This window comes from Pseudonocardia oroxyli (assembly GCF_900102195.1).
In the GTDB taxonomy this organism is placed as follows: domain Bacteria; phylum Actinomycetota; class Actinomycetes; order Mycobacteriales; family Pseudonocardiaceae; genus Pseudonocardia; species Pseudonocardia oroxyli.
This window is the reverse complement of sequence record NZ_FNBE01000007.1, coordinates 105,482-120,677: the sequence shown is the minus strand read 5'-3', so window position 1 is coordinate 120,677 and position 15,196 is coordinate 105,482. Positions and strand designations below refer to the sequence as shown.

Below are 15,196 nucleotides of genomic sequence, written 5' to 3'. Positions count from 1 at the left end.
GACATGCGTGATGCGGTGATCTGCGAGCCGCTGCGGACCCCGGTCGGCGGGTTCGGCGGCTCGCTGCGCGACGTGCCGGTGAAGACCCTGGCGTCCACGGTGATCACCGCGCTCGTCGCGCGGACCGGGCTGGACACCTCCGCGGTCGACGACGTGCTGCTGGGCAACTGCTACCCCACGATGGACGCGCCGGCGCTCGGGCGGGTGGCCGCGCTCGACGCCGGCATCCCGATCACCGCGGGCGGGCTGCAGATCGACCGTCGGTGCGGCTCGGGTCTGCAGGCCGTGCTCTACGCCGCGATGCAGGTCCAGACCGGCGCGTCGGAGGTCGTCCTCGCCGGCGGCGCGGAGTCCATGTCCAACGCCGCCTTCTACTCGACGAGCATGCGCTGGGGCGCCAAGGGCGGCCCCGGGGTGATGCTGCACGACTCGCTCGCCCGCGGGCGGGTCACGGCGGGCGGGGACCACCACCCCGTGCCCGGCGGCATGATCGAGACCGCGGAGAACCTCCGCAAGGAGTACTCGATCCCCCGCGAGGAGCAGGACGAGTTCGCCGTGCGGTCGCACCAGAAGGCGGCCGCGGCGCAGGCGTCGGGGATCTTCGCCGAGGAGATCGTCCCGGTCACGGTGAAGGGCCGCAAGGGCGACACCGTGGTGGACCGGGACGAGCACATCCGGCCGGACTCGTCGGTGGAGACCCTCGCGAGGCTGCGCCCGATCATGGGCAAGCAGGATGCCGAGGCCACGGTCACCGCGGGGAACGCCTCCGGGCAGAACGACGGGGCGGCGATCTGCATCGTCACCACCCCGGAGAAGGCCGCGGAGCTGGGGCTGCGCCCGCTGGTCCGGCTCGTGTCCTGGGGGGTGGGCGGCGTGGCGCCCCGGACGATGGGCATCGGCCCGGTCCCGGCCGTGGCCAGGGCGCTCGACCAGGCCGAGGTCGCGCTCAAGGACGTCGACCTGATCGAGCTGAACGAGGCCTTCGCCGCGCAGGTGCTGGCCTGCACCCGCGAGTGGGGGTTCACCCCGAGCGACTTCGAGCGGATGAACGTCCACGGCTCGGGGATCTCGCTGGGCCACCCGGTCGGCGCGACCGGCGGCCGGATCCTGGCCACCCTGGCCAGGGAGATGGTGCGCCGGGACGCCCGCTACGGCGTCGAGACGATGTGCATCGGTGGCGGGCAGGGCCTCGCCGCGCTGTTCGAGCGCGTGTGAACGAGGAGGCCGCGCAGTCCGTGGAGCGGGCGGACGAGCTGGGCACCCAGCTCGCCCGCCTGATCCGCCTGTTCGACCGGATGCAGGCGCAGTACCAGGCGGAGAACCCGAACGCCGTCGAGCGGTCGGCCTACCTGCTGCTCGTGCACCTGGTGAAGGACGGACCGCAGCGGCCCGGCGCGCTGGCGGAGGCGGTCCGGTCGGACCCGTCGACCGTCAGCAGGCAGATCGCCCAGCTCGGCAGGCTCGGCTACGTGGCCCGCACCCCGGACCCCGAGGACGGGCGGGCCTCGCTCATCGCGGCGACCGAGGAGGGCAGGCGGGTCTTCGAGGAGAACCGCGAACAACGCAACACCCGCATCGCGGCCCTGCTCGCCGACTGGACCCCCGAGGACCAGGCCATGCTGACCCGGCTGCTCGGCCGCTTCAGCACGGCGCTGGAGGAGGCCTGGACCAAGGGCGGCTGACGCCGCCCGTGCGCGGCGAGTGGTGCCAGAGCACCACTCGCCACGCACGACCGCTCAGTGCTGGGGGGTCTCGCCCGCCTCGAGCGCGGCGGCCTCGGCGGCCTTCGCGTCCTCCTCGCGCTTGCGGGAGGCGAGGATCTCGCGCTCGGCGTCGGCCCGGCCGACCCACGAGGCACCCTCGACGCTCTTGCCCGGCTCGAGGGTCTTGTAGATCTCGAAGAAGTGCTGGATCTCCGCCCGGTCGAACTCGGGCAGGTGGTGGATGTCGCGCAGGTGCTCCTGGCGCGGGTCGTCCGCCGGGACGCAGAGGACCTTGTCGTCCCCGCCCTTCTCGTCCTTCATCCGGAACATGCCGATGGCGCGCGAGCGGATCAGGCAGCCCGGGAACGTCGGCTCCTGGACGAGCACGAGCGCGTCCAGCGGGTCGCCGTCCTCACCGAGGGTGTCCTCGATGAAGCCGTAGTCCGCGGGGTACTGCGTGGCGGTGAACAGCGTGCGGTCGAGGCGGAGCCTGCCCGTCTTGTGGTCCACCTCGTACTTGTTGCGGCCGCCCTTCGGGATCTCGATGAGAACGTCGAAGTCCACGGGTGCTCCTTCAGTCGGTCCGTCTGCAGGCCGCTCCGATGGGTGCGGCATCTACCTCTAGTGTGGGGGACCGCGTCCGGACGGTCGTGACCGGCCGGTCCGTCTCGGGGGACGCGGGAAGGATCGGTGGAGGGTGGGATTCGGCCGCCGGATCGGCGACACGCTCAGGCTGCCCACGCGCAGGGGGCGGACCGTCCTCATCGTGCTCGTGGTGTTGGCGCTGGCCGCGGCGGCGGGCGGCACGGCGGCCCTGCACGCGCCGAACCTGCTCGCTGACCTGGGCATTCGCGACCAGGCGGTGCCGGAGAAGCAGCTCGACACGCCCGTCCCGGAGCTGGCGGCCCTGTCCGCCGCGGCGCCCACGCCGAGCAGCTCGGGCCTCGGTTCCGTGCTCGGCCCGCTGGCCGGTTCGACCGCCCTGGGCGACTTCTCCGGGATCGTTGTCGACCCGGCCGCGCCGCGCGGCGCGCCGCCACTGTGGCAGCAATCACCGGAGAAGACTCTCGTTCCGGGCAGTACGGGCAAGCTCCTCACGGCCAGTGCCGCCCTGCTCACCCTGGACCCGACCGACCGGCTGGCCACCCGGGTGGTCGCGGGCGCCGAGCCGGGCCAGGTCGTGCTGATCGGCGGCGGCGATCCCACCCTCACCGCGCTGCCCGCGGGCCGCACCGGCACCTATCCCGACCCAGCCCGGCTCGACGACCTGGTGGCCCTGGTCGAGAAGGCGGTCGGCAGCCAGCCGATCACCTCCGTCGTGATCGACACCAGCCTGTGGACCGGCCCGGAGCTGGCCGAGGGCTGGGACCCCGCGGACGTCGCGGGCGGGTTCGTCGCCCCGATGGTCCCGCTGATGCTCGACGGCGGCAGGCGCGTCGTCACCGAGCAGGACACCCCGCGCGTGGCCGACCCCGCGACCGAGGCCGGGCGCGCCTTCGCCCAGAAGCTCGGCGTCACCCGGGTCACCGAGGGCACCGCGCCGCCGAACGCCAAGGAGCTGGGTCGGGTCGTCTCCGCGCCGGTCTCCTCGCTGGTCGAGCACCTGATGACCACCTCGGACAACGTCCTGGCCGAGAGCCTCGCCCGCACCGTCGCCCTGTCGCGGCAGGCGGACCCGTCCTTCACCGGGTCGGCGGACGCGGTGCTCGGCGCGCTGACCCAGTCCGGCTTCGACGTCACCGGGGCCCACATGGTCGACGGCAGCGGGCTGTCCACCGAAGACCGGGTGCCCGCCCCGCTGCTGGCGGCGCTGCTGCAGGCCGCCGCGGCCCCCACCGGCCCGGACGACGGACCCGAGTTCCTCCGCCCGATCATCACCGGGCTGCCGGTCGCGGGCGGCGACGGCACGCTCGACGACCGGTTCGGCACCGGCAACGCCTCCGTGGGCCGCGGCGTCGTCCGGGCCAAGACGGGGACGCTCACCGGGGTGAGCAGCCTCGCGGGCGTCGTCACGGACGTCGACGGCAGGCTGCTGGTCTTCGCGCTGATGTCCAACGGAAAGTCCCCGGCGGACGTCCGCCCGCGGCTGGACACGATCGCGGCCACGCTGAGTCGGTGCGGATGTCGGTAGCGTGGCGGAGGTGACGCTCGCGACCGACACCTCGTCCGGACTCCCGGTCAACTGGGGGCTGGCCCGCCGCACGGCGGCCCGGCTCGTGCCTGCGGGGCCGCCGGTCACCGCCGCGGTGGCGACGGAGCTGGTGGAGCGGCTGCGTGCGGACGCCGCGGTCGCCGAAGGGCACGTCCGCGCCGTCACGGGCCTCGGCGAGGGGCTGCCGCTGCTGCCCGCGGACGTCGTGGACCGCCCCGCCTGGGCGGCGGCCGCGATCGACGGCATGGCGGAGCTGACGGCGGGCGCGCAGCTGCCGAGCACGGCGAAGGCCGCGCGGGCGGTCACCTCGACCACCGCCGCTCTGCAGATCGGCGGGGTCCTCGCCTTCGTGGGGGCCCGCGTGCTCGGCCAGTACGACCCGTTCGGCGGGCCGGACCGCGAGGGCAGGCTGCTGCTCGTCGCCCCGAACATCTACGCCGCCCAGCAGGCGCTCGACGTCCCCAGCGAGGACTTCGGCCTCTGGGTCTGCCTGCACGAGGCCACCCACCGGCTGCAGTTCACCGCCGTGCCCTGGCTGCGCGAGCACTTCGCGGCCGAGGTCTCGCACTTCCTGTCGATCAGCACCCGGGACGGCGGGGCGATGCTCGAGCGGCTCCCGGAGGCGGTGAAGGCGCTCAAGGAGTCCCGCGGCGACTCGCTGGCGCTGGTGGAGCTGCTGCAGGGCCCGGAGCAGAAGGCCGCGCTGGACCGGCTGCTCGCGCTGACCACGCTGCTGGAGGGCCACGCGGACCACGTCATGGACGCGGCGGGCCCCGAGGTGGTGCCCAGCGTCGCGACGATCCGCACGCGGTTCACCGCGCGTCGTCGCGGCGGCGGGTTGATCGACCGGGTGTTGCGCGCGCTGCTCGGGGTGGAGGCCAAGGTCAAGCAGTACGCGGTCGGCTCGGCGTTCACGAAGCGGGTCGTCGACGAGGTGGGCATGGCGGGTTTCAACGCCGTCTGGCAGAGCCCCGACACCCTCCCCACGCGCGCGGAGCTGGCGGCCCCCGAGACCTGGCTGGCCCGAGTCCCCTGACCGACGCCCGCACCATGGAGCCACACTGGCCGCTGAGCAGGCTGTTGTCGCGCATCGTGGAGCCACGATGACCGCTGGGCGGGCCGGTTCCGCGCAGTGTGGAGCCACAGTGCGGCGGGTGGTGGCGGACGCGCTCGCGCGGGTCCCGCTGCGGGGCGCGCCCGTCGTCGGGTGTTCCGGCGGGCCGGACTCGCTGGCGCTGCTGCTCGCCGCGCACGCCGTGCGGGCGGACACGGTGGCGGCGATCGTCGACCACGGGTTGCAACCCGGCTCGGCCGAGCGCTCGCAGGCGCTCGCCACCCGGCTGCGGGAGCGGGGCGTCGCCGCCGAGGTGCACCCCGTCGTCGTCACCGGGAGCGGGGGCCTGGAGGCCGCGGCGCGGCGGGCGCGGTACGCGGCGCTGCGGGCGGTCCGGCCCGGTTCGCCCGTGCTGCTCGGCCACACCCTCGACGACCAGGCGGAGACCGTGCTCCTCGGGCTCGGCCGCGGCTCGGGGGCCCGGTCGATCGCGGGCATGCGCGAGTGGGACGAGCCGTGGCTGCGGCCGCTGCTCGGCCTGCGCCGAGCCGTGGTGCACGCGGCCTGCGGCGATCTCGAGCCCTGGTCCGACCCGCACAACGTCGATCCCCGGTTCACCCGCGTCCGGCTGCGGGCCGAGGTCCTGCCGCTCGTGGAGGACGTCCTCCCGGGGGCGACGGAGGCGCTCGCCCGCACCGCGGCCCAGCTGCGGGAGGACGACGAGGCGCTCTCGGCCTGGGCCGCGCGCCTGCGGGACGAGGCGGAGTCCCCGGCGGGCCTCGACGTCGCCGTGCTGCGCGACGCTCCCGCCGCGGTCCGGCGACGGGTGCTGCGCGACTGGCTCTGTGACGTCGGCGTCACGGCCCTGACCGACGCCCACCTGCGGTCGGCCGACGCGCTGGTCGGCGAGTGGCGCGGGCAGGGCGGGCCGAGGCTGCCCGGCGGGTTGGACCTCGTGCGGCGAGATGGCAGGCTCTCGGTGCAACGGTTCGGCTAGCGAGAGGGTCATCCGTGTACGACGGGGACATCGCGTCCGTCTTGATCACCGAACAACAGATCGACGACAAGACCACGGAGCTCGCCGAGCAGGTCGCGAAGGACTACGCCGCCGTCGACGGTGACGTCCTGCTGGTCGGGGTGCTCAAGGGCGCGGTCATGTTCATGACGGACTTCGCGCGCGCCATGCCGGTCCCGGTCCAGCTGGAGTTCATGGCGGTCAGCTCGTACGGGTCGGCCACGTCCTCGAGCGGCGTCGTGCGGATCCTCAAGGACCTCGACCGGGACATCGCCGGGCGGCACGTCCTGATCGTCGAGGACATCATCGACTCCGGTCTGACGCTGTCCTGGCTGCTGAAGAACCTGGAGTCGCGTGGCCCGGCGTCGCTGGAGGTCGTGACGCTGCTCCGCAAGCCCGACGCGGTGAAGGTCGACGTCCCGGTGAAGTACGTGGGCTTCGACATCCCGAACGAGTTCGTGGTCGGCTACGGGCTGGACTACGCCGAGCGCTACCGCGACCTGCCCTACATCGGCACGCTGGACCCGAAGGTCTACGCCTGAGGGGCCCTGACGCTGGAGACGCCGTGACGCTTGGGACGCCCAAGCACCGCGGAGCGACGCTTGGGACGCCCAAGCGTCACGGTCAGAGCGTCAGAGCCCGAGCGTCAGAGCCCGAGCGTCAGAGCCCGAGCGTCAGAGCCCGAGCGTCAGAGCCCGAGCGTCAGAGCCCGAGCGTCAGAGCCCGAGCGTCAGAGCCCGAGCGTCAGAGCCCGAGCGTCAGAGCCCGAGCGTCAGAGCCCGAGCGTCAGACGGGTGGCCCCGCGGGCGGCGCGATCTCCTGCGGGTCCACGCCCGGCGGCGTGGGGGTGAACGGCGCGGTGCCGTCGACCAGCCCGACCGGCCCCAGGCCACTGTGCGCGTTGGCGTAGGCCAGCGACCGGGCCAGGTCCGTCACCCCGTTGCTGACCGGCAGCGGTGCCAGGTTCAGGGTGGAGAGCAGACCCAGCGCCCGCCCCGAGGCGTCGAGGAACGCGCTGCCCGAGTCCCCCGGGATGCCCGGGTTGACCGTGTAGACCTGGTGCTGCCACCCGTCGGCGACGTCCCCGGCGCTCACGCCCGCCTTCGGGGTCAGCGCGGCGATCCCGGCCCGGGTCGGCGAGTTGCCGTAGCTGAAGGCCTGCGCGCCCAGCGGCAGCCCGGTGGTGTTCACCCCGGTCGGTCCGCCGAAGAACGGGACCGTGGGGTTCGTGGTGGCGGCGGTGTCCGCGGGCAGCTCGACGAGGGCGAAGTCGTTGTAGCCGCAGACCACCGGGTCGGTCTCGGCGCGCTGCTGCATGGTCACCCAGGAGCTGTAGACCATCCGCCCGGTCGTCGTGTAGCCGTGCGCGCCGCGGACCGTGACCGGCGTGCCGAGCGGCATCGTCGAGGAGTTGCAGCCGTCCGTCTCGGTCTCCGCACCGGTGCCCGCGCAGTGCGCGGCCTGCCCGAGGTAGAGGGTCCCCCCGTCGCCGCGGAACACGAAGTTCCCGGTGCAGGAGCCGCCGCCCTGGGTGATCGTCTGCACCCCGGGCGTCACCCCGGCCGTCTCGCGGGGTGCCCAGACGGGGGCCGGCGCGGCGGCCGGAACCGCGGCGGGCGCCGGTCGGGCGCTCGCGGTCGAGGGCACGACGACCACCACCGCGGCCAGGGCCGCCACCGTCGCCGCCGCGGCGAGCGCGCCGCGCCTCGACCGGATACGCATCCGGACCCCACCCCCGAGAAATCGCCGGCAAGTCGCCGCGTGACCAACGACGCACCCCTGCCCGGGGTTACCTCACCATCCCCGCCCCCCGGGGTTCGAGCCGGGTCACCGGTTCGGTGCGGGCCCGAGACCGGATCGTGAGGCGGCCCGGGAACCGGGCGCGCGAGGCGCACGTTGAGCTGGGCGTACCCCTCCGCAGGGCACGGTGGCGCAGCACCGGCCCGCGGCGGCTATCCTGGCGGATCAGGCCGGTCGGCGCGTCGCCGCCCGCGCGGGTACCGGCGAAGCACATCTCGGGAAGGTGAAGGCCACCAGGCCGAAGCTGCATGGACCGCAAGCGCCTGCTCCGTAACCCCTTGATCTGGATCCTCGTCGTGGTCCTGGTCTACTTCGGGTTCTCCGTGCTCTTCGACGACACCCGCGGCTACGCCCAGGTCCCCACGTCGACGGCCATCGCCCAGATCGACGCCCGGAACGTGGCGAGCGCCACGATCGAGGACCGCGAGCAGCGCCTGCGGCTCGAGCTGACCAACCCGGTCGACGGCAGCACCAAGATCCTGACCCAGTACCCCGCGTCGTCCTCGAACGCGATCCTCACGGATCTGCAGGAGGCGGGCGTCCCCACCTACAACACCGTGGTGCGCCAGGACTCGTTCCTGACCACGATGTTGATCTACCTGATCCCGCTCGGCCTGGTGCTCCTCGTCCTGTTCTGGATGATGAACAACGCCCAGGGCGGCGGGAACCGGGTCATGTCCTTCGGCAAGTCGAAGGCCAAGCAGCTCAACAAGGACATGCCGAAGACCACGTTCGCCGACGTGGCGGGTGCGGACGAGGCCGTCGAAGAGCTGTACGAGATCAAGGACTTCCTGCAGAACCCGGGCCGCTACCAGGCGCTCGGGGCCAAGATCCCCAAGGGCGTGCTGCTCTACGGCCCGCCCGGCACCGGGAAGACGCTGCTCGCGCGCGCGGTCGCGGGCGAGGCGGGCGTGCCGTTCTACACGATCTCCGGCTCGGACTTCGTCGAGATGTTCGTCGGTGTCGGCGCCTCGCGCGTGCGGGACCTGTTCGAGCAGGCCAAGCAGAACTCCCCCTGCATCATCTTCGTGGACGAGATCGACGCGGTCGGCCGCCAGCGCGGGGCGGGCCTCGGCGGCGGGCACGACGAGCGGGAGCAGACGCTCAACCAGCTGCTCGTCGAGATGGACGGGTTCGACGCGCGTGGCGGAATCATCCTGATCGCGGCCACCAACCGTCCGGACATCCTGGACCCGGCGCTGCTGCGTCCCGGCCGCTTCGACCGGCAGATCCCCGTCGGCGCCCCGGACCTCGCGGGCCGCCGCCAGATCCTGCAGGTGCACAGCAAGGGCAAGCCCTTCGCGAACGACGTCGACTTCGACGCCCTCGCCAAGCGCACCGTCGGGATGTCGGGTGCGGACCTGGCGAACGTGATCAACGAGGCCGCGCTGCTCACCGCGCGGGAGAACGGCTCGCTGATCAACGGCGCCGCGCTCGAGGAGTCCGTCGACCGCGTGGTCGGGGGCCCGCGGCGCAAGGGCAAGATCATCTCCGAGCAGGAGAAGAAGATCACCGCCTACCACGAGGGCGGACACGCGCTGGCCGCGTGGGCGATGCCGGACCTGGAGCCGGTCTACAAGCTCACGATCCTGCCGCGCGGCCGCACCGGCGGGCACGCCCTCGTCGTCCCGGAGGACGACAAGGGCCTGATGACGCGCTCGGAGATGATCGGCAGGCTGGTGTTCGCCATGGGCGGGCGCAGCGCCGAGGAGCTGGTGTTCCACGAGCCCACCACGGGCGCGTCCTCCGACATCGACCAGGCCACCAAGATCGCTCGCGCGATGGTCACCGAGTACGGCATGAGCGCCAAGCTCGGCGCGGTCCGCTACGGCCGCGAGCAGGGCGACCCCTTCCTGGGTCGCTCGATGGGCAACCAGGCGGACTACTCGCTCGAGGTCGCCCACGAGATCGACGAGGAGGTCCGCAAGCTCATCGAGGCGGCCCACACCGAGGCGTGGGAGATCCTCAACACCTACCGGGACGTGCTGGACGACCTGGTGGTGGAGCTGCTGGACAAGGAGACGCTCACCCGCAAGGACCTGGAGCGGATCTTCGGCTCGGTGGAGAAGCGGCCCCGGATCACCGCGTTCAACGACTTCGGTGAGCGCACCCCGAGCGACAAGCCGCCGATCAAGACGAAGGGCGAGCTCGCCCGCGAGCGCGGCGAGGCGTGGCCGCCGGAGACCGAGCGCGAGCCGGTCCCGGTCAGCTCGTACCCGGGCGGCGGGGGCGGAGACGTCCCGGCGCCGGGTCCGAACGGCGGCCCCGGTCCCCTGCCGTCGCCCGGCCCGAACGGCGGCTACCCCGGCGGGTTCCCCGCCGAGCAGCACGCCCCGGCGAACGGGAACGGCAACGGCGCGCACGCCGCCCCGGCGAACGGGAACGGCAACGGCAACCGGCTGCCCCCGAACGCGGTCGCGCCGAACTACGGCGCCCCGCCGGACTGGCGGCCCGCGACCACGCCCGCCGGGCAGACCTGGCCGCCGCCGAACTGGGCCCCGCCGCAGCAGGGCACCGACCCGTCGGAGCCGGGCCCCCGGCCCTACGACACGCCCGCACCACGACCCACGCCGGAGAACCCGGAGCAGGGGCCCGACTTGGGGAGCACGCGCTGACCACCAGCACACCGGTGAACGGTCGAGTGACCGCCACGGGCGTCGATCACGCACGCGCCGAGGCGGCCGTCCGCGAGCTGCTGCTCGCGATCGGGGAGGACCCCGACCGCGAGGGGCTCCGGGACACCCCGGGCCGGGTCGCCCGGGCCTACGAGGAGCTGTTCGCCGGGCTCTACACGGACCCGGCCGCGGTCCTGGAGAAGACGTTCGACGAGGGCCACGGCGAGCTCGTCATGGTCAAGGACATCCCGATCTATTCCACCTGCGAGCACCACCTCGTGCCGTTCCACGGGGTGGCGCACATCGGGTACATCCCGTCGTTGGACGGGAAGGTCACCGGGCTGTCCAAGCTGGCCCGCGTCGTCGACCTCTACGCCAAGCGCCCGCAGGTCCAGGAGCGGCTCACCGGGCAGGTGGCGGACGCGCTGGTGGCGAAGCTGAACCCGCGCGGGGTGATCGTGGTGATCGACGCCGAGCATCTCTGCATGGCCATGCGCGGGATCCGCAAGCCGGGCTCGCGCACTACCACCTCCGCCGTGCGGGGCATGTTCGAGACCTCCCCGTCGTCTCGCGCGGAGGCGCTCGCGCTGATCCGGGGGTCGTGATGGCTGCCCCGGTCCCGCAGCCGGGCCGGTGCGTGGTGCTGGGCATCCTCAACGTCACTCCCGACTCGTTCTCCGACGGCGGCCGGTACGTCGACCGCGAGCACGCCGTCGCGCACGGGGTCGCCATGCGGGACGCCGGGGCCGACCTGGTGGACGTCGGCGGCGAGTCGACGCGGCCCGGCGCGGCCCGGATCGACGCGGCCACCGAGCAGGAGCGCATCCTGCCGGTGGTCCGGGACCTCGTCGCCGAGGGCGTCCGGGTCAGCGTCGACACCACCCGCGCCTCGGTCGCCGAGGCCGCCGTGGAGGCCGGCGCGACCGTGGTCAACGACGTGTCCGGCGGGCTCGCCGACCCCCGCATGGCGGCCGCGGTCGCGGCACTGCGCGTGCCGTGGATCCTCATGCACTGGCGCGGACACAGCGACCGCATGCAGGAGCTGGCCTCCTATGAGGACGTCATCGGGGAGGTCCGCCACGAGCTCGTCGAGCGGGTGGACGCCGCGGTGATGGCGGGCGTGGATCCCGGTCGGATCATCCTCGACCCGGGCATCGGCTTCGCCAAGACCGCGGCGCACAACTGGGCGCTGCTGCGCAGGCTGGACGTGTTGCTGGCGCTGGGGTTCCCCGTGCTGGTCGGGGCCTCGCGCAAGCGGTTCCTCGGGCAGTTGCTCGCCGCATCGGACGGCACGCTGCGTCCACCCTCGGGGCGAGACGGCGCCACCGCGGCGATCAGCGCGATCGCCGCCGAGCACGGCGCCTGGGGCGTCCGGGTGCACGACGTCGAGTCCACGATGGACGCCATCGCGGTCGCCGCCGCGTACCGGCTGGGCTCCTCGCGCGCGCGGACGGGAGAGCAATGACGGACCGGATCGAGCTGACCGGGCTGCGGGTGCGCGGCCACCACGGCGTGTTCGCGCACGAGAAGCGGGACGGCCAGGACTTCGTCGTCGACATCCGGCTGTGGATCGACCTGGCGGAGGCCGCGGCCACGGACGACCTGACCAAGACCGTGCACTACGGGGAGCTCGCCGAGATGGTGGCCGCGATCGTCGCGGGGCCGCCGCGGGACCTGATCGAGACGGTGTCCGCCGAGATCGCGGACACCGTGATGAAGGACGAGCGGGTGCAGGCCGTCGAGGTCACGCTGCACAAGCCGCACGCCCCGATCCCGCTGGACTTCGCGGATGTCGCGGTGGTGGCCCGGCGCTCCCGCCGCGGCGAGCGGGGCAGGATCCTCCCCGCATGACCGCCCCCACCGACGACCGGCGCGCGTGCCCAGGCCTGGTGAGCGAGCGCGCCGTTCGCCGGGGTGGAGGGTCGGAGTGACGCGCGCGGTGCTCTCGCTCGGCTCGAACCTCGGGGACCGGTTCGGGTACCTCCGGCTCGCCGTCGAGGGCTTCGGGGCGGCGGTCGTCGCCGCGTCCCCGGTCTACGAGACCCCCGCCTGGGGTGGTGTCGAGCAGCCGGACTTCCTCAACGCGCTCCTCCTGGTCGACGACCCCGCCGTCGACCACTGGGGGTGGCTGCGCCGCGGGCAGGAGCTGGAGAAGGCCGCCGAACGGGTCCGCGAGGTGCGCTGGGGTCCCCGGACGCTCGACGTCGACGTGGTCACCGTCTCCGCGGACGGAACCCCCGTGACCAGCGACGACCCGGAGCTGCTGCTGCCCCACCCCGGCACCCCCGAGCGGGCGAGCGTCCTGGTGCCCTGGCTGGATCTCGACCCCGAGGCCGTGCTGCCCGGGCACGGCCGGGTCGCCGACCTGCTGGCCGCGCTGCCGCCGTCGGAGATCGAGGGCCTGCGCCGCACCGATCTGGTGCTGCACCCGTGACCGCCACCCGTCCGCGTGATCTCGTCGTGGCGTTCGTCGCCGCGGTGGTGGTCGGCAACCTGCTCGTCCGGCTGTCCTACGGGTCGCTGCCCGGCTTCCCCGCCCCCGCGGGCGCCACCCTCGCCGTGCTGGGGATCGCCGAGGCGGTCGCGGGGTGGGTGCTCAAGGGGCGGGTGGACCGGCGACCCGGGAGCAAGCCGGTCGAGCCGCTGGTCGCGGCGCGGGCGGTGCTCGTGGCCAAGGCGTCCGCACTGGGCGGCGCGCTGGTCGGCGGTCTGTGGACCGGCCTGCTCCTGTACACGGTGCCCCGGGCGAGCGAGGTCACCGCGGCCGCCGCGGACACCCTCGCCGGGGCGGTCGGGCTGGTGTCCGCGCTGCTGCTGGTGGGCGGTGCGCTCTGGCTGGAGCACTGCTGCCGGGCGCCGTCGGACCACGACGACACCCACCGCGGTCGGGGGACGGCTTAGGCTTCGTCCATGGCCTACCCCGTTCCCACCGGAGCGCCGCCGCAGCAGACCCGGCACACCCACGCCGCCCGCAGACGCGGGGTGCTGCTGCCCGTCGTCGGGCTGGTGGCGCTCGGCATCTGCGGACTGGTGGTGATCGGGCTGGTGGGCAGCTCGGTCGGGGTCGGGGGCGTGCTGGTCGGGGCGCTGTGCGCCCTGCTGCCGGTCAGCGTCGTCGTCGCGACGTTCCTGTGGCTGGACCGGTGGGAACCCGAGCCGCCGCGGATGCTGCTGTTCGCCTTCCTCTGGGGGGCCTGCTTCGCGGCGCTGTCCGCGCTGCTCATCAACTCCAGTGCCGCACTGGCCGCGGATGCGCTGCTCGGCCGCGGCTCCGGAGACGTCCTGGGCTCGGTGCTGATCGCCCCGTTCGTCGAGGAGGCGGTCAAGGGCCTGTTCCTGGTCGGGCTGCTGGTCTGGCGCCGCCGCGAGTTCGACGGGATCGTCGACGGCGTCGTCTACGCCGGGATCGTCGCCGCCGGGTTCGCCTTCACCGAGAACATCCTCTACTTCGGCCGGGCCTTCGCCGAGTCCGACGCGGCGGGCCCCGCGGGCGCGGTGGCGGCCACGTTCATCCTGCGCGGGGTGCTCTCGCCCTTCGCGCACCCGCTCTTCACCTCCATGATCGGCATCGGTGCCGGGATCGCGGCGAGCAAGCGCAGTGTCGTGGTGCGGATCCTCGCCGTGCTCGCCGGCTACCTGCTGGCCGTGCTGCTGCACGCCGTCTGGAACGGCGCCGCCACGGTCCTCGAGGGCGGCTTCTTCCAGGTCTACATCCTCGTGATGCTGCCGCTGTTCCTCGCCATGGCGGGCATCGTGATCTGGCAGCGGCGCCGCGAGGCCAAGACGGTGGCCGACCAGCTGCCGTCGTTCGCGCAGGCGGGCTGGATCGCGTGGAGCGAGGTGCCGCTGCTGGGGAACCTGGCCCGGCGCAAGGGCTGGCGCCGCGAGGTCAGGCGCCGGTCCGGCCCGCACGCGGCCCGCGCCGTCGCCGACTACCAGTCCGCCGTGACCGAGCTGGCGTTCCTGCGCGCGCGGATCGCCCGCGGCGCGGTCCGCGACAGCGCCGAGGAGCTGCTGTCCGGGCGGCTGCGCGAGCTGGCGAAGGCGCGCGCCCGCGCCCTCGGCATGCCCGACGCCCTCACCGCCGCCTGGGGCGGCGACCACCCGCCGGGCTGGGCCCCGCCCGCGCCGCACACCATCTCGGCGCCGATGCCGCAGGCCCCACCCCCCGGCTACGCACCCCCGGCCTACGCCCCACCGCCCTACCTGCAGCACCCAGGCCAGCCGTACCCGCAGCACCCAGGCCAGCCCTACCCCGGTCAGCCCTACCCCGGCCAGCAGTACCCGCCGCAGCAGTACCCGGGACAGCAGGGCCCGACCTTCGGCGCCCCCGGCCTCCCCGACCGCCGCCAGGGCCCGGCGTCCTGAAGATCCTTCCGAGCGTGACAGGAGCGCTCCCGTCGCAGCGCTCCCGTGACACTCGCGTGGGGTGATCGTTCCGAGCGTGACAGGAGCGTTCCCGCGGCAGCGCTCCGGTGACGCTCGCCGTGTGGGGCACCTGCGCGCAAGATCGTTCCGAGCGTGACAGGTGCGTTCCCGTCGCAGCGCTCCTGTGACACTCGCGTGGAGTGATCGTTCCGAGGGCGACGGGAGCGCTCCGCGGCAGCGCTCCGGTGACGCTCGCCCGTGTGGGGTGCCTGCGCGCAAGATTCGTCCGAACGTGACAGGTGCGTTCCCGTCGCAGCGCTCCTGTGACACTCGCGTGAGGTGATCGTTCCGGGGGTGAGGGGGAGCGTTTTGTCAGCTGCGTGCCCGTCATGCTCGGCGTGTGTGGGTTCGGCGGCGCGTGATCGTTTCGAGCGTGACAGGAGCGTTCCTGTCACAGCGCTCCTGTGACACTCGCCTGAGGTGATCGTT

The 15,196-nt window shown here is 73.7% G+C and carries 15 protein-coding genes; 13 read left to right on the top strand and 2 right to left on the bottom strand.

Features of this window, described 5'->3' with window-relative positions; all coding sequences use genetic code 11:
- The first annotated feature begins 3 nt into the window (after window positions 1–3).
- Window positions 4–1,215 carry an acetyl-CoA C-acetyltransferase gene (locus tag BLS43_RS12605; RefSeq protein ID WP_093083168.1) on the top strand — a complete coding sequence of 404 codons (1,212 nt, stop codon included), beginning with the start codon at window positions 4–6 and terminating at the stop codon, window positions 1,213–1,215.
- Window positions 1,212–1,682 carry a MarR family winged helix-turn-helix transcriptional regulator gene (locus tag BLS43_RS12600; protein ID WP_245707459.1) on the top strand — a complete coding sequence of 157 codons (471 nt, stop codon included), beginning with the start codon at window positions 1,212–1,214 and terminating at the stop codon, window positions 1,680–1,682. The genes BLS43_RS12605 and BLS43_RS12600 overlap by 4 nt, the downstream gene beginning before the upstream one ends.
- A 54-nt stretch (window positions 1,683–1,736) precedes the next feature.
- Here the strand turns inward: BLS43_RS12600 and BLS43_RS12595 are convergent, their stop codons facing one another.
- Window positions 1,737–2,267, bottom strand: coding sequence for an inorganic diphosphatase (locus BLS43_RS12595; RefSeq protein ID WP_093083166.1), 531 nt, complete (start codon window positions 2,265–2,267; stop codon window positions 1,737–1,739).
- A 133-nt stretch (window positions 2,268–2,400) separates the two neighbouring features.
- On the opposite strand from BLS43_RS12595, the gene dacB reads away from it, so the two are divergent.
- From dacB to hpt, 4 genes are all read left to right on the top strand, one after another.
- Window positions 2,401–3,834, top strand: a complete 1,434-nt coding sequence (dacB, locus tag BLS43_RS12590) for a D-alanyl-D-alanine carboxypeptidase/D-alanyl-D-alanine endopeptidase (protein WP_093083163.1) — start codon at window positions 2,401–2,403, stop codon at window positions 3,832–3,834.
- Window positions 3,835–3,844: 10 nt separating this feature from the next.
- On the top strand, window positions 3,845–4,891 hold the full coding sequence (locus BLS43_RS12585) for a zinc-dependent metalloprotease (RefSeq protein WP_093083574.1): 1,047 nt from the start codon (window positions 3,845–3,847) through the stop codon (window positions 4,889–4,891).
- Between the two features lie 67 nt (window positions 4,892–4,958).
- Window positions 4,959–5,906: a tRNA lysidine(34) synthetase TilS gene (tilS, locus tag BLS43_RS12580; protein WP_093083160.1), complete on the top strand. Its 948-nt coding sequence runs from the start codon at window positions 4,959–4,961 to the stop codon at window positions 5,904–5,906.
- A 14-nt stretch (window positions 5,907–5,920) separates the two neighbouring features.
- The gene (hpt, locus tag BLS43_RS12575) at window positions 5,921–6,466 is read left to right on the top strand and encodes a hypoxanthine phosphoribosyltransferase (protein ID WP_093083157.1); all 546 of its coding nucleotides are present in this window, start codon (window positions 5,921–5,923) and stop codon (window positions 6,464–6,466) included.
- Between the two features lie 244 nt (window positions 6,467–6,710).
- Here the strand turns inward: hpt and BLS43_RS12570 are convergent, their stop codons facing one another.
- On the bottom strand, window positions 6,711–7,646 hold the full coding sequence (locus tag BLS43_RS12570) for a serine protease (RefSeq protein ID WP_093083154.1): 936 nt from the start codon (window positions 7,644–7,646) through the stop codon (window positions 6,711–6,713).
- Window positions 7,647–7,972: 326 nt separating this feature from the next.
- Between BLS43_RS12570 and ftsH the strand changes: the two genes are divergently transcribed.
- From ftsH to BLS43_RS12530, 7 genes are all read left to right on the top strand, one after another.
- The gene (gene ftsH / locus BLS43_RS12560; RefSeq protein WP_093083149.1) at window positions 7,973–10,339 is read left to right on the top strand and encodes an ATP-dependent zinc metalloprotease FtsH; all 2,367 of its coding nucleotides are present in this window, start codon (window positions 7,973–7,975) and stop codon (window positions 10,337–10,339) included.
- Window positions 10,340–10,365: 26 nt separating this feature from the next.
- Window positions 10,366–10,944, top strand: a complete 579-nt coding sequence (folE, locus tag BLS43_RS12555) for a GTP cyclohydrolase I FolE (RefSeq protein WP_245707458.1) — start codon at window positions 10,366–10,368, stop codon at window positions 10,942–10,944.
- Window positions 10,944–11,804, top strand: coding sequence for a dihydropteroate synthase (gene folP, locus BLS43_RS12550; RefSeq protein ID WP_093083146.1), 861 nt, complete (start codon window positions 10,944–10,946; stop codon window positions 11,802–11,804). Before folE ends, folP begins: the two co-directional genes overlap by 1 nt.
- A complete protein-coding gene (gene folB / locus BLS43_RS12545; RefSeq protein ID WP_093083143.1) occupies window positions 11,801–12,190 on the top strand; it encodes a dihydroneopterin aldolase in 390 nt (129 codons plus the stop codon). Before folP ends, folB begins: the two co-directional genes overlap by 4 nt.
- A gap of 76 nt (window positions 12,191–12,266) precedes the next feature.
- A complete protein-coding gene (folK, locus tag BLS43_RS12540; RefSeq protein ID WP_093083140.1) occupies window positions 12,267–12,773 on the top strand; it encodes a 2-amino-4-hydroxy-6-hydroxymethyldihydropteridine diphosphokinase in 507 nt (168 codons plus the stop codon).
- Window positions 12,770–13,240: a DUF3180 domain-containing protein gene (locus BLS43_RS12535; RefSeq protein WP_093083137.1), complete on the top strand. Its 471-nt coding sequence runs from the start codon at window positions 12,770–12,772 to the stop codon at window positions 13,238–13,240. The genes folK and BLS43_RS12535 overlap by 4 nt, the downstream gene beginning before the upstream one ends.
- Before the next feature lie 9 nt (window positions 13,241–13,249).
- A complete protein-coding gene (locus tag BLS43_RS12530) occupies window positions 13,250–14,707 on the top strand; it encodes a PrsW family glutamic-type intramembrane protease (RefSeq protein WP_143030020.1) in 1,458 nt (485 codons plus the stop codon).
- The last annotated feature ends 489 nt before the right edge of the window (window positions 14,708–15,196 follow it).